The organism is Flavobacterium sp. N502536 (assembly GCF_025947345.1).
GTDB lineage: Bacteria > Bacteroidota > Bacteroidia > Flavobacteriales > Flavobacteriaceae > Flavobacterium.
This window is the reverse complement of the sequence record NZ_CP110011.1, coordinates 2,313,992-2,340,518: the sequence shown is the minus strand read 5'-3', so window position 1 is coordinate 2,340,518 and position 26,527 is coordinate 2,313,992. Positions and strand designations below refer to the sequence as shown.

Below are 26,527 nucleotides of genomic sequence, written 5' to 3'. Positions count from 1 at the left end.
AGACCCCTATAATAAAATCCCGTTTTGTTCATTCAAAACGGGATTTTTTGTTTAATTTTCATCCGCAAATCCAAAACACATAAAAATGAAGAAAACAATCCTTGTAGCTTTATTCTTAACGGCTTTCGCCTGCCAGAAAAAAGAACAAACCGAAAAAAATACAGCCGTCATTGACGAACACAGCTATTCTAAACCGGAATTGGCTGTTGTGAAACACCTCGACCTTGACATTAAAGTCGATTTCAACACCCAAACCATCACAGGAAAAGCTTCCTGGCAAATTGACAACATCAGTAAAGGAAACGAAATTATCTTCGACGAAAACACCCTTAACATTACCAAAGTAACCTTAGGAGACGAAGAAAAAGAAACTAAATTCGAACTTGGTGCGGACACCGAATTTCACGGAAAACCGCTTCATATTACCATTGAACCCAACACTACCAAAGTAAATATTTACTACAACACCACCAAAGAGGCTGTAGCATTGCAATGGTTGAAACCGGAACAAACCGCAGACAAAAAGAAGCCATTCTTATTCTCTCAGGGCGAAAGCGTTTGGTCGCGTACCTGGATTCCGTGTCAGGATTCACCGGGAATTCGTTTTACTTACAATGCAAAAGTTACGGTTCCTAAAGATTTATTAGCCGTTATGAGCGCTGTGAATCCACAGAAGAAAAACGATACCGGAGTTTATACTTTTAAGCAGGATAAAGCAATTCCGTCCTATTTAATGGCAATTGCCGTTGGAGATATTGAATTCCAGGCAATCGACAACAGAACCGGAGTTTACGCAGAACCTTCCATGTTGAAAAAATCGGCTTGGGAATTTGCTGAACTTGGAAAAATGGTCGTTGCTGCCGAAAAACTTTACGGTCCATACCGTTGGGGACGTTATGATGTATTGGTTTTACCACCAAGCTTCCCTTATGGCGGAATGGAAAACCCGAACCTAACTTTCTTAACTCCGGGCGTAATTGCAGGAGATCGCTCCCTAACAAGTCTTTTAGCACATGAATTAGGACACAGCTGGAGCGGAAACTTAGTGACCAATGCAACCTGGGATGACATTTGGTTAAACGAAGGTTTTACCACTTATGTGGAACACAGAATTGGAGAAGCCATCTTTGGAAAGAAAGAATTTGAAATGCAAAATGTTATCACCAACAAAGAATTAGTGGATAATGTAGCAGAATATGGAGCAGAAAATCCGGATACCCGATTAAAAGTAAGCCTTACGGGAAGAAATCCTGACGACGGTATCAGTATGATTCCTTACGTAAAAGGGTATGCTTTTTTAAGAGTTATCGAGAATGCGGTTGGCCGTGAGAAATTCGATCCGTTTATTAAAAACTATTTCGATTCTCATGCCTTCAAATCCATTACAACAGAAGATTTTGTAAAGTACATCAATGAAAACCTGATTAAAGGCGACAAAGCTTTAGCCGATAAAATCAAATTAGAAGACTGGATTTACAAACCGGGAATTCCGTCAAACATCCTTCCGGTAAGTTCTCCTGATTTTGATGCAATTGATCAAATCCAAAAAACCTGGAGAGAAACGGGCGTAGCAGGTCTAAGCAAAAAAATTACGACAACTGCCGAAAAACAACATTTTATAGATCATCTTCCAGCTGACATTACAGCAGCAGAAATGGAAGCGATTGACAAAGAATTCAACTTTACAAAAGGCGGTAATTTCATCATCAAACGCCAATGGTTTGTTCAGGCCATTGAACATCAATACAAAGCAGCCAATCCTGCAATTGAGCAATTCCTAATCGGAATAAGCAGAACAGGATCGGTAATGATGCTTTACAAAGAAATGGTTAAAACTCCGGAAGGAAAAGTTTGGGCAAAACAGATTTTCGAAAAAGCAAAATCAGGTTATCATGCTACAACGATTCAAGCTGTTGAAGGGGTTTTGAAATAGAGTTTTTTAGTCCCAGTTTTCAGTCGCAGTGAACAGTTGTAGTAGGCAGTGCTGCTTGAAAACTGAGACTGCGACTGAGACTGAAAACTGAGACTGAGACTAAAAAAAACCAGATTACGCAAAGTGTAATCTGGTTTTTTTTTAGTTCTTATTCTTAGCTTCGATCCATTTCGACATGTACATCGTACTTCGATACGCGTGATGCTGCAATAAATTCCCCATAAAATTATGCAGACGATGGCTTTTAGAATCCATCAGCAATGAGTTGACTACAGACACTAATCCAGCTGAAAATTTATCTTTCAGATAACATTCGTTAATAATAGCGACACCTTTTTTTTGAGCCTCTTTCCAAAGACTTTCATCCTGATAAAGTGCAATGGCATTTTTAACAAATTCGGATACATCATCGGTTATAAATCCATTCCAGGGTAAGCTGGCGTGCATGGCTTCAGCACCAATGGTTGTGGTTACACTAGGTGTTCCGCATTGCATTGCCTCAAGCAATTTACCTTTTAAGCCAGCTCCAAACCGAATAGGCGCCAGAACAACCCTTGCATTTTTCACAACTTCATTAGCATCTTCTGCCCTGCCCATTATATAAAACCCGTTTTTTGGCTGATGCAGCTGTACTACTTTTTGCGACGGATAAGCACCGTAAACTTCTAAAATAGCTTCCGGAAAATCCTTTTTTATCAAAGGCCAGATGGTTTCTTTTAAATACTGAACGGTGTTCCAATTGGGCTCGTGAAAGAAATTCCCAATAAAAACAAACTTTTTCCTTTCTTCAAAGGAAGGCAATTTCAAAAGGGCATCATCCGACATTGCCTCTACTAAAAAAGGGAGATACAAAAGCAGCTCTTCGTTGATTCTGAACATTTCTTTCAAAATATTCATCTCAAATTCTGAAATAATCAAAGACAAATCACACCTTAAAATACTGGCAATTTCCCGCTTGGCGACCTCTTCAGAAAACAAATCTTCGAGTTCAAATTTTCGGTTCTTCTTAAAAGCATTTTGCCTTGCTGCACGCAAACAATGTAAATCTTCTGTATCAAGAATCCGGATGGCTTCCGGACAATTTTCGGTCACACGCCACCCAAATTGTTCCTCCATCATAAAACGATCAAACAACACAACATTTGGATTTAACTCCATCACAAACGCATCAAAACTGGCCGAATTGAGTTCGATACTTTTTTTATCAACACCAAACGCAGACAAGTCTACCATAAAATCGCTGTCCAGGGCTGCACTGACGAATGTAATCTCAAATCCATTATCCTTAAAAATGGAAATTAACTGCATCATTCTTCCTCCGGCAGCAGACGAATTTGGCTCGGGCCAGACAGAACCAATAATTAAAAGTTTACGCACTGGATTCATTTATATTCATTTCAACCTGCAAAATAATGCTTTTTCGAGCGTATTCGCACGATATTTCCTGTTTTTGGTCGAAAAAAGACTAATTTTGCCAAATACAAATTTCGGAAGCAATTATGTTAGGACTAAAATTAGCCACAGACCCCCGCTGGGTCAATATCGTAGAATCAAATATCGAAGAAATTTTGACGGATCATGCCTGGTGCGAACAAAAAGCCGCTTCAAATGCCATCAGCTTAGTTACTTACAATTCTGAATTGGAAGAACTGGTAACCGAAATGCTTGTGATCGCAAGAGAAGAACTGGAGCATTTGCAAATGGTACACGATATCATCAAAAAAAGAGGTTTGACTCTGGGGCGTGAAAGAAAAGATCATTATGTAAATGAACTTTTTAAATTCATGAAAAAAGACGGCAGCCGCAGAGATGCTCTTTGCGATCGTCTGTTGTTTTCGGCTATGATTGAAGCCAGAAGCTGCGAGCGTTTTAAAGTACTTTCAGAAAACATAAAAGACGAAGAACTGGCTAAATTCTACCGTGATTTAATGATTTCTGAAGCCGGACATTACACTACATTTTTAGGTTTTGCAAGAAAATATACCGACAATATAGATATCGATAAACGCTGGAAAGAATGGATTGAATTCGAAGGTTCAATTATTACCAACTACGGAAAAAGTGAGACCGTACACGGATAATAATTCTTAAAATTCGATTTTCATTTTTACCTATAAATACCACAATTTGTTATGTCTGCAAATAAAATAAAGACCATTTTACTAAAAACGGCCAAATACCTTGGGATTACTTTTGTTGTCATTATAGGATTACTGTTCCTTACGCCCATTATTTTTGAAGATACAATCAAGGAACAGATTAAAAAAACTGCCAACGAGAAACTTAGCGCAGAACTCAACTATTCTGATGTTTCGGTTTCTTTTTTTCAGCATTTCCCCTCTCTGACTCTAACCTTAAGCGACTTAAACCTTAACGGCTCAGCTCCTTATAAAAGCGAAAAATTCATTACCGCCAAGGAAGTTTCTTTTGGTATAAATGTAGCCAGTCTGGTTTTTAGCAAAGAGGTAAAAATCGATCAGATTTATTTGTCTGATTCTTTTATCAATGTAAAAGTAAACGAAGAAGGAGAAGCCAATTACAACATTTACAAAGGATCTTCGCAGGATTCAAATCCGAAAGACAGCACCGAAACCGCCTTAAAACTGGAACGAATCGAGATTTTAAACAGTAAGATTGTTTACGACGACAAATCGACGAAAATACATTTTGATGCTTTTGGATTTGATTATTTAGGAAAAGGAGATTTAAACAAAGCCGTTTTCGATTTGTATTCGAAAGCAAAAATTGAAAAGTTAAATATCGTTTATGAAAATGAACCTTATTTGATGAACAAAAAGGTAAATGCTGACCTGATCACAAAAGTCAACGTCAACTCCCTGTCCTTTTATTTCCAACAAAATAACCTTAAAATAAACGACCTTATTGTCGACTTTATTGGGAAATTCAACTTCCTGAAAGACGGATACAATATGGATTTTGTGATAAAATCAGACAATAGTGATTTACACGATGTTTTTACTGCCTTCCCTCCAAAATACATTACCTGGCTGTCGAAAACAGAATTGAAAGGAAATACCAACCTGCTTTTAACTTTAAAAGGAGACTATATTGCCGCACAAAATATTGCACCGGATCTTAATATGGATGTGAAAATAGACAGCGGATTTGTTAATTACAACAAAAGCGCTTTCCCGGTTTCTAATCTGAATTTAGAGATCAAAACAAAAGTCCCGTCATTAAATCCGGATCTCCTTATGGTTGACGCCAAAAACCTGTCGTTAAACATCAAGCAAGATTATTTAAAAACGAAATTCAACGTTAAAGGTGTAAAAACACCGGATATCAACGCCGATTTTAAAGCCAAAATTGACCTTGGGAAATTAATGCAGGCACTTGGAATTCCAAACATCGTACTAAAAGGAAACCTGGCAGGAGATGTAAAAGCAAATGGTAAATTTGATTTAAAAAACAAACTTCTTCCGGTTACCAATGGTGTCATTGATCTGGAAAACGGTTATTTAAAAACACCTTATTATCCAAATCCGATTACAGACATCACCATCAAATCTAAGGTTGAGAATCAGAAAGGAACTTTTGGTGACTTAAAAATAAAACTAAAACCCGCTCAATTTACCTTTGAAGGAAAGCCTGTTTTTGTAGAAGCCGATCTTAGCAATTTTAATGATTTAGCTTACGACATCAAAGCAAAAGGAGAACTGGATGTCAACAAAATCTATAAAGTTTTCTCTCAAAAAGGACTAGACTTAGACGGTTTCGTTAAAGCTGATTTGGTTTTAAAAGGCAAACAAAGCGATGCCGAAAAAGGAAATTACCGCAAGCTGCACAACAAAGGAACTCTTGAACTTAGAAATATTGGAATTACCTCTGAGTATCTTCCGAAGAAATTCATCATCAAAGAAGGTATTTTTAAGATCAATCAGGATAAAATGTCCTTCAATAACTTTCTGGCAGCCTACGGCCAATCCGACTTTAGGTTAAATGGTTATTTACAGAACGTTTTTAATTATGCAACGACCAATACCGGCGTCTTAAAAGGTTCTTTCAAATCGACATCGCGCTATATTAATGTGGATGAATTTATGTCGGCTACTCCGACAACTACTTCGGTTACCGAAGGCAAAACAGAAACTCAGCCTCAAAAGCAAACGACACAAACAGGAGTTATTATTATTCCTGCCAATTTAAATCTGCAATTTACAGCGAATGCCCAAAAAGTAAGTTTCGACAAATTGAATCTTTTAAATGCAGTTGGAAATTTAAGCATGAACAAAGGCAAACTGAACATGCAGAATACCGGTTTTAATCTCATTGGATGCGACGTGAGCATGAACGCTAATTATCAAGCGATAACTCCTAAAAAAGCCAATTTTGATTACGCGATTAAAGCTTCTGATTTTGACATTAAAAGAGCCTACAACGAAATTGAAGTTTTTAGAAAAATGGCAAGCGCTGCCGAAAAAGCACAAGGAATTGTTTCTTTAGACTACCAGTTAAAAGGCCGTTTAAACAGCAATATGGAACCGGTTTATCCGTCGCTTGCCGGTGGAGGAACTCTTTCGATAAAAGATGTGAAAGTTAGGGGATTGAAAATGTTTAGTGCGGTAAGCAAACAAACCAATACGGAATCGATAAAAAATCCGGATCTTTCAAAAGTAGACATTAAAACTACGATCAAAAACAATATCATGACCGTAGAACGCTTTAAGTTTAAGTTTGCAGGCTTCCGACCAAGAATCGAAGGCACAACAAGTTTAGACGGAAAACTGAACTTAAAAATGCGTTTAGGCCTTCCTCCTTTAGGAATTTTTGGAATTCCGCTGACCATTACCGGAACTCAGGACAATCCAAAAATAAAAGTGGGAAGAAAATCTCAAAATTTAGAGGAAACAAAAGATACTGAGGAATAAATCCTGAAAACCTGTTCATTATGGACAGGTTTTTTTATTTAAATCAAATTATATTTATAGTTTTGAAGAGCAATGCAACCTACTCATGAAACAATCAAAAAGAGGAGAGTTTTACGGCCAGACAAACAAAACGATTTCTCTCGAAGGAATAACGTTAACAGATACCGTATATACACATCCTAAAGTAGATTGGCATTATCACGAGCATGCTTACTTTACCTTTATCCTGCAGGGAAATGTAATTGAAGGAAATAAAAAAGAAGTGTACAATTGCGCCCCCGGAAGCCTCCTTTTTCACAACTGGCAGGAACCACATTACAACATTAAACCGGAAGGTTTCACAAGAGGTTTTCATCTCGAAATCGAAAAGAAATGGTTTGACAGCCTCACCATGAACAGCGACAACCTGCAGGGAAGCGCGACCATCCTGAACCCCGACATCAAACTTTTGATGTATAAAATTTTCAGAGCGACCAAGGTTGACGACTTTCATTATGACCTGCCCACCCAAACGCTATTGATCGAGATTTTATCAAAACTAAATGGCGATTTTCAGTCTGTCTTGCATAAAAACCCCAAATGGGTTACAATGATTGATGAAATTCTTCACGATCAGCTTACCGAAACCATGACACTCGATTATTTGTCGAAAACATTAGGCATACACCCTATTCACCTTTCAAGAGATTTTTCAAAGTATTTTCATTGCAACTTAGGAGAGTACATCCGAAAATTAAAAGTAGAAAAAGCACTATCGCTCATCGCATTACAAAACAAATCGCTAACCGAAATCGCCTACGAATGCGGTTTCTCCGACCAAAGTCATCTCACCCGGTCCTTCAGAGAAATAAACGGACTAAATCCGTCAGCGCATAAAAAATTACTTTTCAAAAAATAAGTCAAATGTTAATCCTGTACAATTTTTAGAATTTGTTGCAGCGTAGATTTGCCTTTCAATCCTTATAATCAATCAAATGATAAAACACTTTTTTTTACTTGCCCTGCTATTTTGTAATGGTATGATTTCGGCACAAAACAGTGACCTGTTCCAAACGGACGGAATTACAACTGAACTGCACAAAAACAATGTGGGTAAAGTCACTTTTATGAAAGGCAACATTCCACTGGATCAGTATAAAGAAACTGATTTTCTGAAATCCTTTGAACTAACCTATAAATCCGATCTGAACATCAGGGTTTTCATGAACAACTCTGTTACAAATTACCTACATCAATTGAATCCGGAATTACCCGCAGATCAACTTTTAACGACAGGAAACCTTCAATTTGCCTTTTACATCGACAATAAACTTCTCTATACCGAAAACCTTAATTACGGATGCAGTTTTGGATCGGCAGGCAGCAAAGACACTTCAACAACCTTCAGGGTTCCTTTAACGAGTTCCAAAAAAGAAGACTGGTGGTCTATTTACCTTTGGGAACGATTTAAAGTGAATGGCGGAGAGAATGCGCTAACCAATGGCAAGCATAAACTGAAAATTGAAATTCGTCCTTATCAAACGAATCAAAATGGTTCAGTCAAAACGGGAGATTTAATTGCAAAAGGAGAAATTCAGCTGATCTTAAAAGCACCCAAACTGACCCCCAAACAAATCGAAATTCAACCCATTCAACCCAACAGCGGCTGGGAAGTTTCAAACTTTGCTTTTGACAAAAAGAAAATTGAACAACTCAATGCCGCTATTGCCAGCTACAATTTGAAGGAAATCACCAGTGTGGTTGTCATTTACGATAAAAAACTGCTGCTTGAAGAATATTTTAATGAAGCCGACAGAAACACTTTGCACGATACCCGATCGGCAGGAAAATCTTTTGCCTCAACCCTAGCAGGAATTGCCATAAACGACGGTTATCTTAAGAATGAAAATCAAACGCTGAACCAGTTCTACGATTTAAAGAACTATGCCAATTATGAGTCTAAAAAAGACAGCGTAAAAATAAAGGACTTACTCTCCATGAGCTCCGCCTTTGAGGGCTCTGATCAAAATAGCGATTCTCCCGGAAACGAAGAGAACATGTACCCTACAGACAATTGGGTAAAATTTACTTTAGACTTACCGATGGACAAATCTAAAACCAATGGCGGTAAATGGGATTATTTTACGGCCGGTGTCGTTTTAATGGGTGACATCATTCATAAATCTGTGCCTGGAGGATTGGAAAAATATGCCGATGAAAAGCTTTTTAAACCCCTAAACATAACGCATTACCAATGGCAATACACTCCGCAGAAAGTAGCCAATACAGCCGGAAGCCTGCAAATGACAGCACTGGATTATGCCAAATATGCGCAATTGTATCAGAATGATGGCCTTTGGAATGGTAAACAAATTTTAACGACTGATTGGGTTCAAAAAACCCTAACCCACCAGTTTCAGATTCCGGAAAGAGAAAACCAATACTATGGTTATCTGTTTTGGAACAAAACTTTTACTTTTAAAAATACTCCTTACGAAACCTATTACTGCGCCGGAAATGGTGGAAATGAGTTTATGATTTTCAAGAACCTTCCGCTTGTCGTAATCATTACTTCAAAAGCCTACAACAAACCTTATGGGCATGCACAAGCTGAAAAAATTGTACAAGACTATATACTTCCATCAATATTAAAATAAAAGTCAGGATCAGGCTCAAAAAAGGTATTCACTTTACTGTAAAGCGCGTTAGAGATTGCTATTCTTTTGTGATCTCTAATGGCTTTGCATTTTCAACAAAAGATTTAACGTACAGGTTTTTATAGCATTATATTAGTCCATTACTAAACAGACAATGTTCCGGAAACATATAAAATACCTTTTGCCAACAACCACAATAAGGCTGCCATACCTAAAAATCCCCAAGTCCAGTTGCTGCTTCTTTTCCAACTAAAGAAAAATGTCGGGATTTCCCAATATTTAATCACGATAAAAGTACTTACACCAATTAATGAAACCCAAATCATCTCGGCAGAATGAATGTGAAAACTATAAAACAAAACCGAGGCAAAAAAGAGCGTTGTAACAAATTGTAAATAATAGTAATTCTTATAATTGCGTTTGTAATTATCCTTAAGCGACAACAGTAAAAAAGATACAATTAGTAAGCTTGTCAAAGCGGTTATTACATACGAAAAAATTGCATTATACTGCCAAATAAGGAATCCGTCGATTATTAGCGCCAAAACCACACAAGCTGCGAGCGAATAAACACTTCTTTCAATATAAGTATCTTTCTCTTTGTAGGGTATCAGAATCGGGTACATATATTTCTCTAAAATTCGCCAAAAAGGCAAAGCACAAATAGCCGCCATTGCAGCAATCACAATTTCATAATTATACACCGTGTCCGCCGGAACTTTATACAAGAGATAAAACAGCGCCAGGGTAACGATGATAGTGGGCAAGCAAATTGTTTTTACAGTTTCCCATTTATCATTTCCCCAGAAATTATTCTTTACTTCAAAAATATATTTCTGCACCAAATATTTACGGGTAAAAATTGCTGTGGACTGGCTCCATAGCAAAAACAAACCTGTATGAATTACTATCGTCCGCAATGTCATTTCTTCTATAAAACACCCCCAAACAACGCAGGCAGCCCCCACTAACAACAATTCGTACGTTAATAAAATTGCAGAAAATAAAAGTCTGAATAAGGGAGCAAACTGATTGATCAGGATACCGATCAATGAATTCCAATAATTACGCAACAAACCTATTATCGAACATATTGCAATAAATGCCGAGAGATACAACATCCAATTGGTCAGCGATTGTGTTTGCATCCATAGTTGAACTGCAGAATTTTTTACGGGAGTATAGACTATATGAGAGTTGGCATAAATTTCGTTCGCTAATTGATTTCTTACCGTGTCGTTTAGTCCAGAAAATTGTTTTTTGTGCTTTTGCCAATAAACAGTAACATCAGAACCCCTTTTTTGCAAAACGGCAAACTCGTATAAAATCTTTTTTTGAGCATCGGTCAATGATGCAACTTGCTCGGCAGAGTGAATTTCTTTTGCAAACAGGCTTGTACAGAAAAGAAACAGGAGGAAAACTATTTTTTTCAAAATTTGGATAGATTAATCCTTCCAAAAATACAAATAATAAGTATTGGATATAAAGCAAAAAACCCGTTCACCAAAGATGAACGGGTTTTGTAATAAGTAGTCTAATGCTTATGCTTCGAATGGAAGGATAGATACATAAGATTTGTTATCTTTTTTCTTTTGGAACTTAACAACTCCAGCTACTCTTGCGTGTAGTGTGTGATCTTTACTGATGTAAACGTTTTCACCTGGATTATGTTTTGAACCTCTTTGTCTAACGATGATGTTCCCAGCAATAGCAGCTTGACCACCAAAAATCTTAACGCCTAGACGTTTTGATTCTGATTCTCTACCATTCTTCGAACTACCGACACCTTTCTTGTGAGCCATGACGTATGAGTTTAAATATTGTTATTATTCTTTAGTAGCTTCTTTTTTTGCTTTTGGAGCTGCTTTTTTCGCTTTTGGAGCTTCTACTTCTTCAGTAGCTGCATCTTCTGCTACAACTGCTTTTTTAGCTGCTGCTTTTTTAGTTCCTCCTGCTGCAGTAATACCTTCAATTACAATTTGAGTAAGATATTGTCTGTGACCATTTCTTTTTTTGTATCCTTTTCTTCTTTTCTTTTTGAAAACGATAACTTTATCTCCTTTTAAGTGTTGTAACACTTTAGCTTCTACTGAAGCACCTTCTATAGCTGGGGCGCCTAAAGTTACATTTCCGTTATCGTCTAATAAAAGAACTTTGTCAAAAGAAACTTTTGAACCTTCTTCGTTAGCCAAACGGTGAACATAAACCTTTAAGTCTTTGCTTACTTTAAATTGTTGCCCTGCTATCTCTACGATTGCATACATACCAAATTGATTTATTGATTTTTAAGGTTGCAAATATACAACTAATAATTTACTGTGCAATCCCTTATTCCAAAAATATTTATTTCCTTTTTAGCACTGTTTTTCAAGCTGTTCCTGCGCTCTAAAAAAGCCATTTAGAAGTAAAATACTGTTAAAATAAAATCATTTTACCCTTGTTTTCCTAAATGCTAAGTAAAAAAAGTTATTTTTGGTGTAACGATAATCAACTCTTGACTACCTATTTATTTAGGTAAATATAAATTTATTAATTTATGAAAAATTCAATACTTATGTTAAGTGCGGCACTAATGCTCGGCGGAGTGGCTCATGCTCAAAAGGTAGCTTTTGAAGAATACAATTTAGATAACGGTATGCACGTCATTTTGCATAATGATCCCTCGGCTCCGGTGGTGATCACCTCAGTCATGTACCATGTAGGATCAAAAGATGAACGTCCGGACCGAACGGGTTTTGCCCATTTCTTCGAACATTTGTTATTTGAAGGAACCAAAAACATCAAACGTGGCGAATGGATGAAAATTGTTACCGCCAATGGAGGTGTAAATAACGCCAACACTACTGACGACAGAACGTATTACTACGAAGTTTTCCCTTCCAACAGCTTAGAACTTGGTTTATGGATGGAATCAGAAAGGTTAATGCATCCGGTGATCAATAAAATTGGTGTTGATACTCAAAATGAAGTCGTTAAGGAAGAGAAAAGAATGCGTTACGACAATCAGCCTTATGGAAACATTCTGCCGGTTGTAAAAGAAAATATGTTTAAAAAACACCCGTACCGCTGGACCACTATTGGTTCTATGAAGGATCTGGATGCTGCAACTCTTGAAGAATTTCAGGCTTTTAATAAAAAATTCTATACGCCAAACAATGCTGTTTTAGTTGTGGCAGGTGATTTTGACAAAGCCAAAACAAAAGAATGGATTCAGAAGTATTTTGCAGCAATTCCGAGAGGCGAAGAGGTAAAAAAACAAACTTATATCGAAGAACCAATCAATCAGACTATCAAAGCCACTTACGAAGATCCGAATATTCAGATTCCGATGGTAGTTGCTTCGTACAGAACTCCGTCTATGAAAACCAGAGATGCCAGAGTTTTAGACTTGATTTCTTCTTATTTAAGTGATGGAAAAAGCTCTAAATTGTACAAGAAAATAGTCGACGACAAAAAAATGGCGCTTCAGATTGGAGCAGTAGGATTTAGTCAGGAAGATTATGGAATGTACATTTTGTACGGCTTACCAATGGCACCTAACACTACAACCGACATTTTAAAAGAAATGGACGAAGAGATTGTAAAAATTCAAACGGATTTGATTTCTGAAAAAGATTATCAAAAATTACAGAACAAATTCGACAATAATTTTGTGAACGCCAATGCAAGTGTTGAAGGAATTGCAGAAAACCTCGCTTCTTTCTACCTGCTTTACGGAGATGTAAACCTTATCAATACCGAGATCGACCTTTATCATTCTATCACCAGAGAAGAAATCAGAGAAGTAGCCAAGAAGTACCTAAACCCTAACCAGCGTTTAATTTTAGACTATATTCCTTCAACTAAAGCTCAAAACTAAGTCATCGAATCATGAAAAAAATACATACATTTTTAATCCTTTTATTCCTAACTGGAATTATGCAAGCACAAGACCGTCCACAACCGAAACCAGGCAACTCGCCTGTAGTCAACATCAAGAAACCACAAACTTTTGTTTTGGCAAACGGGATGAAGGTTTTGGTAGTTGAAAATCATAAATTACCCCGAGTAAGTTTTAACCTGACACTGGACAATGCTCCTTTTACAGAAGGAAACAAAAAAGGTGTTGATGATCTGACAAGCAGTTTGATTGGTAACGGAACAAAGAAAACAACCAAAGAAGCTTTCAATGAAGAAATCGATTTTTACGGAGCAAACATTAACTTCTCTTCTTCAGGAGCTTCCGCAAGTTCGCTTTCTAAATATTCCGGACGTATTTTAGAACTTTTAGCCGAAGGAACATTACAGCCGAATTTCACTCAGGCAGAATTTGATAAGGAAAAAGCAAAATTAATCGAAGGACTTAAAGCCGACGAAAAAAGCGTTCCGGCAATTGCCAACAGAGTTGTTGACGTTTTAGCTTTTGGAAAAAACCATCCATCAGGAGAATATCTTTCAGAGGAAACCGTAAAAAATGTAACTCTTACTGATGTTCAGTCCAATTATGCCACTCACTTTGTTCCTGAAAATGCTTATTTAGTTATCATAGGTGATGTTAAATTTAAAGAAACAAAAGCTGCGGTAGAAAAACTTTTTAACGGGTGGAAAAAACAAGCCGCTCCAAAAAACACTTACCCTGCTCCGGCGAACGCTTCTAAACTTCAAATTGATTTTGTTGATGTTCCGAATGCAGTTCAATCTGAAATTTCATTGGTAAATACCGTGAATTTAAAAATGAGCGATCCTGATTTCTTTCCTGCTGTAATCGCAAATCAAATTTTAGGAGGTGATTTCAACAGTTACCTAAACATGAATTTACGTGAGAAACATGCCTGGACCTACGGTGCTCGCTCCAGCATTGGAAGCGGAAAGTATGTAACCAAATTCAGAGCCTCTTCGGCCGTAAGAAACACCGTAACGGATAGTGCAGTAGTTCAATTTATTAAAGAAATCAAAAGAATCAGAACGGAGAAAGTTTCTGAAGACATTTTGAAGAATGTAAAAGCCGGATATATCGGACGTTTTGTAATGCAGATTGAAAAACCGCAAACCGTTGCACAATATGCCTTAAACATTGAAACAGAAAAACTTCCAGCTGATTTCTACGAAAAATACATCCAAACTATAAACAATGTAACCGCTGACGACATTTACCGTGTTGCCAACAAATACTTTTTACTGGACAATATGCGAATTGTGATTGCCGGAAAAGGAGCTGACGTGATTACAGGTTTAGAGAAACTTCAAATTCCGATTTTCTATTTTGATAAATACGGAAATCCTGTTGAAAAACCAGTAACCAAAAAAGAAGTTCCAGCCGGAATTACTGCTAAAACAGTTTTCGAAAACTACCTTAAAGCAATTGGGGGAGAAAAAGCAGTAGCTGCCGTTAAAACCCTTTCGATGACAGGATCTACAACTGTTCCGCAAGCTCCTACTCCATTAACATTTACTTCTAAATTAGATTCAAAAGGAAAAATGATGGTTTCTCTAGCCATGGGACCGATGAATTTAATGAAACAGGTGGTAAACGATAAAGGCGCTTATATCGAACAACAAGGACAACGCAAAAACCTTGAAGGAGCTGATCTTGCTGAAATGAAAGCAAGTGCTGCACCTTTTGAGGAACTTCTGCTTTCAAAAAGAGCCGACTTAAAAGTAGACCGTATCGAGCCTATCAACGGTAAAGATGCTTATGCCATTAAAGAAGGTAAAACAACTTATTTCTACGATGTTACTTCAGGCCTTAAACTAGCCGAATCAAAAGATCGTGAGCAAGGTGGAAAAGCAACTACACAAATCACAAACTTCAACGATTATAAAGACGTAAAAGGAGTAAAAGTTCCTTTTAACATCGTTCAAAATGTAGGTTTTGAATTAGACATCAAAATGTCTGACATCAAAATTAACGAAGGAGTTTCAGAAGCAGATTTTCTTTAATCTGAGGAGCTGAGGCGCTAAGGTACTAAGGTTCTGAGATACTAAGATTTTAAAAGCTTTGTTAAAGTTCATCACTTTGGCAAAGCTTTTTTTATTGACAATAGTTGACAATACTCCATACGGAATTTCTGTTGTGATTTCTCCCTACGGTCGAAATGACAACTTTGCGACAAACCGTTGTCTGGCTATAAATCTACAAATAACAGCTACTTTTCAGCTGATAAGTAAACTCGTTGCGGAGCTACTTGCGAAGATTTCTCCCTTCGGTCGAAATGACAACTTTGCGACAAGCCTTTGTCAGGCTGAGCGAAGTCGAAGCCCCCCGCTCCATTTGCCTCCTCTTCGACTTCGCTCAGGGTGACAATCGTTTTCATCACAAACAAAGAAAGACTGTCAATGCACAAAAAAACATCTCCCATTTCACAGAAAACATTTCACAGAAAACATCTCACAGAAGACATCTCACAAACAACACCTACTTTTTAGCCGATAAATAAACTCCGATAAGGATAATAAAAGCACCAAAAAACTGAATCGGTGTAAGCATTTCATTGTCCAGAAGTCCCCAGAAAAATGCCACGATTGGAATTAAATATGTTACCGACGTTGCAAACACCGGCGATGACATTTGTATTAATTTAAAAAACAAAACATTGGCAATTCCGGTACCCAGAACTCCTAAAATCATGACAAACAAAATAGAATGCTGCGTGGCTTCAAGACTTATTCTTTGAGAAAAATCGGTTGTGCTTAAAATAAGTAAAGCCGGAATAAGTAATACCGCGAAATTCCCTGTGGTGATGCTCAGTGAATTTAAATCGGACAAGTATTTCTTAATCAAATTGACATTTATCGCATAACTAAGCGTCGCAATAACGACCAGAATAACATAATAGTAATTTTGCCCAGGATGCGAAGACGCCCCGCTTAAAACCAGCAGCAAACACCCAATCAAACCCACAAAAACACCCAAAACCTGCCTTTTCTGAAATTGGATTCCAAAAACAAGTATCCCCAGAACCAATGTATTTAAAGGGGTAAGCGAATTCATAATGGCCACGATTGAACTGTCAACTTCCGTTTCGGCAATCGCAAAAAGAAAAGCCGGTATAAAGGTCCCGAAGAAAGAAGTAATGGCGACAAATTTCCATTGACGACGCGAAATTTTCTTTAAACTTCTAAAACCCACAATCAGCAAAAACAAAGCTGCAAATATAATTCGGAACGAACCCACCTGAACCGCTGTCAATCCAACCAAACCTCTTTTGATGAGGATAAACGAACTTCCCCAGATCAGCGAGAGTACCAATAAATAAGCCCACTTTAATTGTTTTGCCTCCATAAATCGTATTTTACTGCAAATTTGTAATAATTTTACGAATTGACCTCTTCCTTTTTACTAATTTTGCAAAGAACATTATTCGCAAATTAAAATCTTATAATATGAAATTCACAAAAATCATCGCTGCTATCGCCATCGCAGGTTTAGTAATGGTAAGCTGCAAAAAAGAAGAAGATAAAAATCTGGCCAACATAAAATCGGAGAACACAGCTCCTAAAGAACACAAAGCTATTGCTGCTGAAAATGTGCAGACTTCAAGTTTCAAAATCGAAGGGATGACTTGTGCTATGGGATGTGCTAAAACGATCGAAAAAGAATTATCGAATCTGGACGGTGTAGAAAAAGCAACGGTTGATTTTGAGAAAAAAACAGCGACTGTGGTATTTGATAAAACAGTTCAAAACCAGGAAAATTTAACCAAAACAGTTCAGGCAACCGGAGACGGCAAAACGTATAAAGTTTTAGATATCAAATCGTAATCAGGCGATTATTCAGTTCTAAAAGAATTGACAAAAAATAAATCTTTAAACAGTAGTAAACTCAGGCTTGCTACTGTTTTTTTTATGAATCATTTCAAACAGCCCTAAAAAATAATGGAACTTAAATTTAGCCACATAGACATCTTAGTTAACGATCTGCAAGCGGCCTGCGACTATTATGCAAAAATCCTCGGAGCGCAAATCTCAAAAAAATTCACCTGGGAAAGAGACGAATTACATGTTACCTATGCTGTTGTAAAAATTGGCGAGGAACGTTTTATGCTGGTGCAACCTTTTTCCGGAAATCTAAAAAATCTAATAGACACAAAGGGCGAAGGAACAATTTACCGCCATTGTTATTCTACTCCCGACATCGAAGCTGCTTTTGACGAATTGATCCATTCAGGCGTGCAGCCAGAGGACGAGAACGGAAATCCCTTATCACGAGAAAGTCTTAACTCTCCAAGCGGCGTTAAAATCCTCTGGCTTCCGAAACGTTTTGGCGAATTCTCGATTGAAATCCTTGAAGAATCGGGACTTCAACAGTTTATGAATGAGGCTTTTTCTGCTTCCTGAGGCGCAAATAACAAAAGCCTAGCACTTTGATACTAAACCAAAAAACTTTTAAATAAAATACCCCAAAACAGTATCTCACTTTTTGGGGGTAGTATAAAATTAAGTACGGACTTTTATTTCCATTTTAATGTTTCCATTAATCGCTGCATATCATTCCTGATGTAACTCGCAGCCGGCATAACCGAATCAAAGTTAGGTTTGGCATAAAAATAAACCGATCCTGTAATAAAATGTTTTGTACTGTCGGTCACGTAAAATTGTGAGTTTGTAGCAGCATTTCCATCTACACGATAAAACATACCGTAAACCTTTTTTTCGGGGTTTAAATACGGCTGTTCTAAGATATCATCGGCCTTGATAACGTGCTCATAGGTTAGCTTTTGGGCATCTTTCAGCAGTTTTTCAATATCACCATGAACTGGTTTGTAGGTCAGATAAATGGTAGCTTTCATCTTTGGATAAGTAATGGCAAATCCGCAGTTTTTCTCTCCTTTAATTACAGCTCCTTCATTCATTTCAAAAGTAAACGGGCAATTGTTTTCAAAACCTACATATTTTGCTTCAGGATAATCCAAACGAAGAAAACTTGCCGGCTTTGGCACCACATCATCTTTACAGCTTACAACCGTCAATGCCAGTAAAATTGTTGCTATCGAAATTGTCTTTTTTAGCATTCTTAATCTATTGTTACTTTTATTTGTTTTACACGTTTCTTATCCACCGTTTCTATTGTAAAAACGCAGTTTTCAAACGCTATTTTTTGATCTTTTTTAGGGAAATTACCCAGAATTTCCAAAATAAACCCTGCCAGTGTCTCGGCCTCTCCTTTACGGGATTCAAAGATTTCTTCATTAACGTCTACGATTCTGTAAAAATCCTTAAGATTTATTTTTCCTTCAAATAGGAAATTCTTTTCATCAATCTGAGAAAAATTGAGGTTCTCATCATCAAACTCGTCACTAATATCCCCCACAATCTCCTCGATAACATCTTCCAGCGAAACCAATCCTGATGTTCCTCCGTATTCATCAACTACAATCGCCAAATGGCTTTTAAGGCTCTGAAAATCTTTAAGCAAATTATCCAGTTTCTTATTCTCCGGAACAAAAAAGGCTTCTCTGATTAACGACGTCCAGTCAAATTCTTCTTTATCAATATGAGGCAGTAAATCTTTCACAAACAAAACGCCTTCTATCTGATCAATATTGTCACGATATACCGGAATTCTCGAAAATCCTTTTTCAATAATTTTTGGGCAAATCCCCGCAAACGATTCGGACATCTCCAGCGCAAAAATATCAATCCTCGGACTCATTACCTGCTTGGTATCGGTATTCCCAAAAGACACTATGCCTTCCAGTATTTTTTGCTCTTCGCTTGATGTGCCTTCAGAATCCGTCAATTCCAAGGCTTGTGAAAGCTGATTGATAGAGAAATTGTTTTTCTGTTTTCCCAATTTATTGTGCAAATATAACGTAACACTACGCATAGGCAAACTGATTGGCGACAGTAATTTATCCAAAACAAGTAAGGGGTAAGCCATGCGTTTTGCAAATTTCACATTGTTGCGGCTCGCATAAACTTTAGGAAGTATTTCTCCAAATAGTAAGATCAGGGAAGTAACCAGTATTATTTCGAGAATAAACTTAAGGATTGGCGAATCTATATTCGCAAAAATACTCTGTCCTGTATAAGAGAACAGAATAACAACTCCAATATTAAAAAAGTTATTGGCTACTAATAAGGTCGCCAGAAGTTTCTTGGGTTTATCTAAAAGGCTGGAAATAATTTTTCCTTTGGAATGGTTCTCCTGCAGTGCATCGTCGATGTCTTTTTGAGACAAAGAGAAAAGTGCCACTTCGGCACCTGAAACTATTGCCGATAAAAAAAGCAAAATAAATATTCCGACAAAACCAATTATCAAATTGATGTCTAGTATCGTATTAAAAAACAAACTGGGCTCCGGGTCCAAATTAAAAAAGATTAGTTAAACAATCAAAAAGGCAAATCATTAATAGGTAAGCCTTCGTTAGTCGCGTCAAAGTTAGTGTTTTTTGCCGGTTCTGTATCCTGATTGGGTTTATGATTTCCGGTTTCTTTTTTGGTAGTCAAGAAAGTAAACTCCGTAACCTGAATTTCTGTCGTATATTTTGTAGTACCGTCTTCTGCTTGCCATTGACGTGATTTGATACGTCCTTCAATATAGATCTTATCTCCTTTCGACAAGTATTTCTCGCAAATTTCGGCCGCTTTGTTTCGTACAACCAGGTTGTGCCATTCTGTTGAAGTTATTTTTTCATTGGTCGTTTTATTGATATAAACCTCATTTGTAGCCAACTGAAAACGCCCAATGCAATTTCCTCCATCAAAATAATGCATTTTTACATCATCGCCCAGATGGCCAATTAACATCACTTTGTTTAATGTTCCGTTCATAATTTATTAGTGGTATTTAACCCAAAGATACATTTTTTTTAGCAAATTATTTCCTGCTTTTCGATAAAATTGTAAATCACAATCGGAAAAGGAAAACCCTTTAAATCACTGGTATTCAATCCATTTTCAACTACACCCTCTATTCTAACCTTCCAGAACTGTATGTGCAAATGTTGGTGCGAAAGTTTATGAACAACAGTGCTCTCTGCGTAATCTTCTATACCTATAATTGTATAGGACGAAAAAACACTGTCTTTAACCGCTTTTGAAACTACATCGAAATCTACAATTTCAGTCGTTTCCAAAAGAGGAAACTCATATAAGTTATGCCAGATACCTTTTGCTGTTCTTTTCTGAATTAAAGTATTTCCTAAAACATCTTCCAAAATCAGATAATTAAAGAAGCGATTGGTTACTTTAACTTTCTTCGACTTCACCGGCAAAAGAGCGACCTTTTTCTTTTGTAATGCTGCACAGCTATCATTAAAGTCACAGGTATTACAATCCGGACTTTTAGGCACACACTGCAAAGCACCAAACTCCATTATCGCCTGATTGAAAATAGCAGGATTGTCTTTTGGCATTAATTCGTGTGCCAGTTCTGTAAATTCTTTTTTAGTAGCAGGGGAAGCAATATCCGATTCGATATCAAAATAACGGGAAAGTACTCTAAATACATTTCCGTCAACAACAGGGACAGCTTCATTATAAGAAAAAGAAGCAATTGCAGCCGCTGTATATTCGCCAACACCTTTTAATTTTAAAAGTTCTTTATAATTAGGAGGAAAAATTCCATTCAGCTCATTTGCGACATATTGAGCCGTTTTATGCAAATTTCGGGCACGGGAATAATACCCTAATCCCTGCCAAAGTTTCAAAACCTGCTCTTCCGAAGCATTTGCCAAATCAAATACAGTAGGAAATTCCTTCGTAAATGCAAAAAAATAAGGCGTTCCCTGCGCAACTCGCGTCTGTTGCAACATAATTTCTGAGAGCCAAATATGGTATGGATTGGTCGTTTTTCGCCATGGCAAATCACGTTTGTTTTGTAAATACCATTTTATCAATATGTTAGAAAAATTCATTGCAAAATACTTAGAATACAAAAGTAAATGTTTATGTAATTAAAATTTAACGATTTAGCTTGATTAATTATTTTTTTAATTCCTATATTTGCAAACTCAAAAAAATAGTACACCATTTATAAAATAAAATAGGAAAGAAAATGACGAAAGCAGATATCGTAGCGAAAATTTCAGAGAAACTAGGTCTTGAAAAAGGAGATGTTCAAGCAACAGTAGAAACTTTTATGGAAGAAGTTAAAACTTCACTAGAAACTGGAGACAATGTTTACCTAAGAGGTTTTGGAAGTTTTATCGTAAAAACCAGAGCTGAAAAGACTGGTAGAAACATTTCTAAGAATACCACTATCAAGATTCCAGCACACAACATTCCTGCGTTTAAACCTGCAAAAGTTTTTGTAGAAGGAGTAAAAACAAATAACGAAGCAAAATAATACTATTAATTAATTATAAAATCGACACGATATGCCAAGTGGTAAAAAAAGAAAGAGACATAAGGTAGCTACTCACAAACGTAAAAAAAGAGCGAGAGCTAACCGTCACAAGAAGAAAAAGTAGTTTTAAACTACTTTTTTCTTTTTAAACGTTCATTGAAATTTGGGAAACTTCAAAAATTCCAAAAAATAAAATCCAAACTCCAAAATTTAAGAAATCAATATTTCTTTCAATTGGAATTTGGAGTTTAGAAAATTGAAATTTAAACTTTCCCTCCCGGGTTCAATACCTGTTAAAAATATTGTTTAATCCATCTGTAAATAAGATTTTAGACTTTAGATTTTAGACTTTAGATTTTGTTAAAAATCTCTAGCCTTTCCTCTTTCTTCTATTTTCTGAAAAAACAGATAAAAATTTACAGTGTGAATAAAGAATTAATCATTAGATCTAGTTCTGAAGCCGTAGATTTTGCCTTATTAAAAGATGGAAAACTAATTGAATTACACAAAGAAGAAGAGAAAAGCAATTTTCAAGTTGGTGATATTTTTATTGCCAAAATACGAAAACCAGTTGCCGGACTTAATGCTGCTTTTGTAAATGTAGGCTTCGAAAAAGATGCTTTTTTACATTATCACGATTTAGGACCTAACTTAGCTTCTCAACTGAAATTCATAAAACTTGTAAGCGCAGGTAAAATAAAAGATTTCTCCCTAAAAACCTTTCAGTTTGAAAAAGAGATTGACAAAGATGGCATCATTACTGATATTTTAAGTGCCAATCAATCTGTTTTAGTTCAAGTTGTAAAAGAACCTATATCGACCAAAGGTCCAAGAATAAGCGCTGAGCTTTCATTGGCTGGAAGATTTATTGTTCTCGTTCCGTTTTCTGACCGTGTTTCTATTTCTCAAAAAATAGAGGACAAAAAGGAAAAGGATCGTCTAAAAAAACTTGTTCTATCGATCAAACCTAAAGGATTTGGTGTTATTGTTCGCACAGTAGCCGAAGGCAAAAACGTAGCCGAATTAGAAAAAGATTTGCAGAACCTGCTTGGCAGATGGACTGCAATGTGTAAAAAATTACCAACTGCTCATCATCCCTCAAAAGTATTAGGAGAGCTCAACAGAGCTTCTTCGATATTAAGAGATGTATTCAACGATACCTTTAGCGGTATTCAAATAGATGACGAAGAGTTGTACCATCAAACGAAGGAATATCTGCAAGAAATTGCACCTTCAAAACAATCGATTGTTAAGTTTTATCAATCAAATGACACTCCAATTTTTGAGAAATACAATATAGAGAGACAAATCAAAACTTCATTTGGAAGAACCGTCTCCATGAGTAAAGGTGCTTATCTTATCATCGAACATACTGAAGCTCTTCACGTTATTGACGTAAATAGTGGAAATCGTTCGAATAAAGCAACCAACCAGGAAGACACTGCCATGGAAGTGAATATGATTGCCGCTGCCGAAATTGCCAGACAACTTCGTTTGCGTGATATGGGTGGAATAATCGTAGTTGATTTTATCGATATGTCTAATCCTGAAAACAGGAAGGTTTTGTTCGACTTCTTGCGAGAAGAAATGAGCGACGATAAAGCAAAGCATAAAATCTTACCGCCTAGTAAATTTGGTTTAGTTCAGATTACCAGACAACGCGTAAGACCAGAAGTTAATATTAAAACCAGAGAAGAAGATCCAAACAATGAGCATGGCGAAATTGAAGCGCCAATTTTAATCATTGATAAAATCTCATCTGATTTAGATAGAATTCTAAAAACCCACAAAAGTGTTGTGCTTAACGTACATCCGTTTGTGGCTGCATACCTCAGTAAAGGTTTTCCATCATTACGTTCAAAATGGTTTTTTGAACATAAGAAATGGGTGAAAATCATACCTCGTGACGCTTACACGTACTTAGAATACCATTTCTATGATAAAAAAGGAAATGTTATTTCAGAATAAAAATCAAAACCGCCTTTCGAAAGACTGGCGGTTTTTTTATGCCTTTTTTTTTTCGCCACGACTCGAGCGATAGCGAACAGGCGAAGCAATTCACGAATTAATAAGAAGTTTTTTTCTTTCATTTCGACCGAAGGGAGAAATCACATAAGAAATTCCGTCCCTAAAGTCGCCAATCTTTGTCGAGTCTCGTGCGTGATTTCTCCCTACGGTCGAAATGACAAGTGCTATGTCTGCCTGAGCGAAGTCGAAGCCTAACATAGCACTTGTTTAAAAATTCATTAAACAAACAACAAACAGTTTGGAGTTTGGAATTTAAAAATTGGAATTTATACTCGCTTATTCCCTCACAATCTCGATTTTTCTTCTAATTTCATTGCCAAATGCATCTACAACTGTAATGTAATGTGTTCCTGAAGTTGGAGTAACAGGCAGTTCATGAAACGTTTTTGTGGTTGCTTTATAAACGTCATCCACATACCAAAAGAGCTCTTTATCCCTCTCCGAATAGGCTACTTTCAGGATTACAGGCTGAACTTCGCTATTAAAATTCTTCGTTAAATAAATTTTGCCGTTGGTCTTCGGATAAATAAAATCCATTGTTGTGGTTTGTGTACCCTGACAGCCCTCTTTAAACGGAGGCAGCGGCAGGTATTCGATATGCTGACTCTTGTAATACCAAGCCATAACCGGAGGCAAAACAAACCAGTTTTTAGTCACTATGTTATCAATGTTTTCACAGCTGCTATTCACCTGAAATTGTTCTGCACGATCCAAATGAACAGTTTTATGGTACGGACAAACGGCTGTCGATTTTCCTTTTTTGGGAACCCATTGTTTCATTTTTGGACAACCGTCTTTGGCTAAGTAACCACTCAAACGGCACACCTCAACTTCTTCCAAATCCTTATAAGGCGTTTGAAACCATTTTTGCCTTGGCAGTAAATTAAAAACATCAAACAAAACCGGTGCTGCGCTTGTGACTCCCGTTAAAGTAGGTCGGCCCTCGCCTGTTGCATTTCCAACCCAGATTCCTACCACATATTTTGAATTTGTACCAATTGCCCAGGCATCACGATTACCAAAACTGGTCCCGGTTTTCCAGGCAATTTTAAGAGAGCTGTCGTAAAACTTCCAGGCTTCATCTCCTTCCGGTCTATTGACCTCTTCCATGGCATTGTAAGCCGCCCAAATTGATCCGGCACCCAAGATGTTCTTCTGATCACTTTCTGAGCCAAAATCGGGCTCAAAATCGTTCTTGTAATTTAACTCTGTAAATTCATTCGTTCGGTATTGTGCCTGATTCTTAACATAATAATTTAAGGTAGAAGACAGATTTGCATAGGTTCGGCATAAATCCCACAAATTACTTTCGGCTCCTCCCAAAATAAGCGATAAGCCGTAATGATCCGGAGTTTTATTAATGTCGCGCAATTTAAACTTTTGCAGTTCTTCATAAAACTTATTGACTCCAAACTCCTGCAGCATTAAAACCGACGGAATGTTCAGCGAGCGCGATAAAGCCCGATGCGCCGGTACCGCGCCATCAAAGGTCAGATTGAAATTTTGCGGTGTGTAACCTGCAATCTGTGTTGGTACGTCGGCAATCAAAGTGTTGGGCAGTAATTCGCCATCGTCCAGCATTCCGGCATATAAAAGGGGTTTCAGGATACTTCCGGTACTTCTTGGCGCATCGATAATATCAACATCTTTTTGATGGTCTTTATCCGTTGGAGCATTACCAACGTAGCTGATTACATTTCTATTGGAAACATCAATTACCAGAATCGCCAGATTATGCACTTCATTCTGCTTGTACTGATTGTAATAGTATCTCGCAATTTGATTGACTCTGTTTTGCAAAGCATAATCAATTGTTGTTTTCACCCTGGTTCCTTCCTCGTTTTTAGCCACTCTTTGTAACAAATGCGGGGCTATTTGAGGCAAATCGTATGGTTTTTGCGGCAAAGGTTCCTCAACGGCAAGTTCATAGGTTTGCTTGTCAATTACGCCTTCCTGGTGTAATTTCAGCAAAAGCCTGTTTCGTTTGTTCAATAATTTTATTTGATTTTTACCCGGATAAATCAAACTTGGCGCATTGGGTAAAACTGCCAGTGTCGCATTTTCTGCCCACGACAATTGATTGGATTGCACACCAAAATAACGCCACGCGGCCATTTCAAGTCCGACCACATTTCCTCCAAACGGAGCATGAGCCGCATACAATTCGAGAATTTCATTCTTAGAATAGCCCAATTCCAATCGGGTTGCGAGAATCATTTCGATCAGTTTTTCAAAATAAGTTCTTCCTTTTCCTTTTCGGGACAATCGGATTACCTGCTGTGTCAGTGTACTTCCGCCACGAACTACTTTTCCTGCTTTTCGGTTTTGCTTGATCGCATTTACCATCGCAACTGGGTTAAAACCGGGATGTTTATAAAAGTACTCGTCTTCAAAATAAACAATGCATTTCTTGAATTTATCGGGTACGCTGTCCTGTGCCGGAAAACGCCATTGTCCGTCACGGGCGATTTTAGCACCAAGCAGTTCTCCTTCTTTACTTTCAATAACCGTTGAGTACGGCTCTTTAAACAACGTTCGGGGTATAGAGAAATAATAAATCAGCAAGAGCACAAATGCAATTGCTGATTTTATTTTATTCTTTTTAATCCAATTTATAATGCGTTGTATGAACGCTATTAATCTATTTTTCAAAGTTTAGTAATGATTTTAGCCCACGGGTTTTACGGATTAAACAGGTTCGCACAGATCTTCTTTATTGGATTAGACTGAATTAAATTTAACCCGTAAACATCCGCTTAATCCGTAAAACCCG

The 26,527-nt window shown here is 37.1% G+C and carries 21 protein-coding genes; 11 read left to right on the top strand and 10 right to left on the bottom strand.

What is annotated here, in order from left to right; translation table 11 throughout:
• The first annotated feature begins 85 nt into the window (after positions 1-85).
• The gene (locus OLM61_RS10255) at positions 86-1,933 is read left to right on the top strand and encodes a hydrolase/aminopeptidase (RefSeq protein WP_264526238.1); all 1,848 of its coding nucleotides are present in this window, start codon (positions 86-88) and stop codon (positions 1,931-1,933) included.
• A gap of 141 nt (positions 1,934-2,074) precedes the next feature.
• Here the strand turns inward: OLM61_RS10255 and OLM61_RS10250 are convergent, their stop codons facing one another.
• Positions 2,075-3,319, bottom strand: coding sequence for a glycosyltransferase family 4 protein (locus OLM61_RS10250; protein ID WP_264526237.1), 1,245 nt, complete (start codon positions 3,317-3,319; stop codon positions 2,075-2,077).
• Positions 3,320-3,432: 113 nt separating this feature from the next.
• On the opposite strand from OLM61_RS10250, the gene OLM61_RS10245 reads away from it, so the two are divergent.
• From OLM61_RS10245 to OLM61_RS10230, 4 genes are all read left to right on the top strand, one after another.
• Positions 3,433-4,014 carry a tRNA-(ms[2]io[6]A)-hydroxylase gene (locus OLM61_RS10245; protein WP_017497237.1) on the top strand — a complete coding sequence of 194 codons (582 nt, stop codon included), beginning with the start codon at positions 3,433-3,435 and terminating at the stop codon, positions 4,012-4,014.
• A gap of 51 nt (positions 4,015-4,065) precedes the next feature.
• Positions 4,066-6,822: an AsmA-like C-terminal region-containing protein gene (locus OLM61_RS10240; RefSeq protein ID WP_264526236.1), complete on the top strand. Its 2,757-nt coding sequence runs from the start codon at positions 4,066-4,068 to the stop codon at positions 6,820-6,822.
• Positions 6,823-6,907: 85 nt separating this feature from the next.
• The gene (locus tag OLM61_RS10235; RefSeq protein WP_264526235.1) at positions 6,908-7,720 is read left to right on the top strand and encodes a helix-turn-helix domain-containing protein; all 813 of its coding nucleotides are present in this window, start codon (positions 6,908-6,910) and stop codon (positions 7,718-7,720) included.
• A 76-nt stretch (positions 7,721-7,796) separates the two neighbouring features.
• A complete protein-coding gene (locus tag OLM61_RS10230; protein ID WP_264526234.1) occupies positions 7,797-9,458 on the top strand; it encodes a serine hydrolase domain-containing protein in 1,662 nt (553 codons plus the stop codon).
• Between the two features lie 143 nt (positions 9,459-9,601).
• On the opposite strand, the gene OLM61_RS10225 is transcribed toward OLM61_RS10230, so the two are convergent.
• The 3 genes from OLM61_RS10225 to rplU all read right to left on the bottom strand — a co-directional run bounded on the left by OLM61_RS10225 (position 9,602) and on the right by rplU (position 11,722).
• The gene (locus tag OLM61_RS10225; RefSeq protein WP_264526233.1) at positions 9,602-10,891 is read right to left on the bottom strand and encodes a hypothetical protein; all 1,290 of its coding nucleotides are present in this window, start codon (positions 10,889-10,891) and stop codon (positions 9,602-9,604) included.
• Between the two features lie 108 nt (positions 10,892-10,999).
• A complete protein-coding gene (gene rpmA / locus OLM61_RS10220) occupies positions 11,000-11,260 on the bottom strand; it encodes a 50S ribosomal protein L27 (RefSeq protein ID WP_017497241.1) in 261 nt (86 codons plus the stop codon).
• A 24-nt stretch (positions 11,261-11,284) separates the two neighbouring features.
• On the bottom strand, positions 11,285-11,722 hold the full coding sequence (gene rplU / locus OLM61_RS10215) for a 50S ribosomal protein L21 (protein ID WP_068844917.1): 438 nt from the start codon (positions 11,720-11,722) through the stop codon (positions 11,285-11,287).
• Between the two features lie 272 nt (positions 11,723-11,994).
• Here rplU and OLM61_RS10210 point away from each other — a divergent pair, with 272 nt between their 5' ends.
• On the top strand, positions 11,995-13,317 hold the full coding sequence (locus OLM61_RS10210) for a M16 family metallopeptidase (RefSeq protein ID WP_264526232.1): 1,323 nt from the start codon (positions 11,995-11,997) through the stop codon (positions 13,315-13,317).
• A gap of 11 nt (positions 13,318-13,328) precedes the next feature.
• Positions 13,329-15,377: a M16 family metallopeptidase gene (locus OLM61_RS10205; RefSeq protein ID WP_264526231.1), complete on the top strand. Its 2,049-nt coding sequence runs from the start codon at positions 13,329-13,331 to the stop codon at positions 15,375-15,377.
• 475 nt (positions 15,378-15,852) lie between these two features.
• Here OLM61_RS10205 and OLM61_RS10200 read toward each other — a convergent pair whose 3' ends face one another.
• Positions 15,853-16,719: a DMT family transporter gene (locus tag OLM61_RS10200; protein ID WP_264526230.1), complete on the bottom strand. Its 867-nt coding sequence runs from the start codon at positions 16,717-16,719 to the stop codon at positions 15,853-15,855.
• 101 nt (positions 16,720-16,820) lie between these two features.
• On the opposite strand from OLM61_RS10200, the gene OLM61_RS10195 reads away from it, so the two are divergent.
• Positions 16,821-17,198: a heavy-metal-associated domain-containing protein gene (locus OLM61_RS10195; RefSeq protein WP_173964262.1), complete on the top strand. Its 378-nt coding sequence runs from the start codon at positions 16,821-16,823 to the stop codon at positions 17,196-17,198.
• A 114-nt stretch (positions 17,199-17,312) separates the two neighbouring features.
• Entirely contained in the window at positions 17,313-17,774 is a 462-nt protein-coding gene (locus tag OLM61_RS10190; RefSeq protein ID WP_264526229.1) for a VOC family protein, read from the top strand.
• A gap of 113 nt (positions 17,775-17,887) precedes the next feature.
• Here the strand turns inward: OLM61_RS10190 and gldD are convergent, their stop codons facing one another.
• Genes gldD through mutY form a run of 4 tightly spaced genes read right to left on the bottom strand, consistent with a single transcriptional unit; the run spans position 17,888 to position 21,295 of the window.
• Positions 17,888-18,448: a gliding motility lipoprotein GldD gene (gldD, locus tag OLM61_RS10185; protein WP_263362619.1), complete on the bottom strand. Its 561-nt coding sequence runs from the start codon at positions 18,446-18,448 to the stop codon at positions 17,888-17,890.
• Positions 18,449-18,450: 2 nt separating this feature from the next.
• Positions 18,451-19,746: a gliding motility-associated protein GldE gene (locus OLM61_RS10180; protein ID WP_264526228.1), complete on the bottom strand. Its 1,296-nt coding sequence runs from the start codon at positions 19,744-19,746 to the stop codon at positions 18,451-18,453.
• Positions 19,747-19,769: 23 nt separating this feature from the next.
• Positions 19,770-20,210: a single-stranded DNA-binding protein gene (locus OLM61_RS10175; RefSeq protein ID WP_264526227.1), complete on the bottom strand. Its 441-nt coding sequence runs from the start codon at positions 20,208-20,210 to the stop codon at positions 19,770-19,772.
• 38 nt (positions 20,211-20,248) lie between these two features.
• A complete protein-coding gene (gene mutY / locus OLM61_RS10170) occupies positions 20,249-21,295 on the bottom strand; it encodes an A/G-specific adenine glycosylase (protein ID WP_264526226.1) in 1,047 nt (348 codons plus the stop codon).
• Positions 21,296-21,435: 140 nt separating this feature from the next.
• Here mutY and OLM61_RS10165 point away from each other — a divergent pair, with 140 nt between their 5' ends.
• Both OLM61_RS10165 and OLM61_RS10160 read left to right on the top strand, forming a co-directional pair.
• A complete protein-coding gene (locus tag OLM61_RS10165) occupies positions 21,436-21,726 on the top strand; it encodes an HU family DNA-binding protein (RefSeq protein WP_007805026.1) in 291 nt (96 codons plus the stop codon).
• Between the two features lie 423 nt (positions 21,727-22,149).
• A complete protein-coding gene (locus OLM61_RS10160; RefSeq protein WP_202702537.1) occupies positions 22,150-23,694 on the top strand; it encodes a ribonuclease E/G in 1,545 nt (514 codons plus the stop codon).
• Between the two features lie 336 nt (positions 23,695-24,030).
• On the opposite strand, the gene pbpC is transcribed toward OLM61_RS10160, so the two are convergent.
• The gene (gene pbpC, locus OLM61_RS10155) at positions 24,031-26,406 is read right to left on the bottom strand and encodes a penicillin-binding protein 1C (protein ID WP_264526225.1); all 2,376 of its coding nucleotides are present in this window, start codon (positions 26,404-26,406) and stop codon (positions 24,031-24,033) included.
• Positions 26,407-26,527 lie beyond the last annotated feature (121 nt).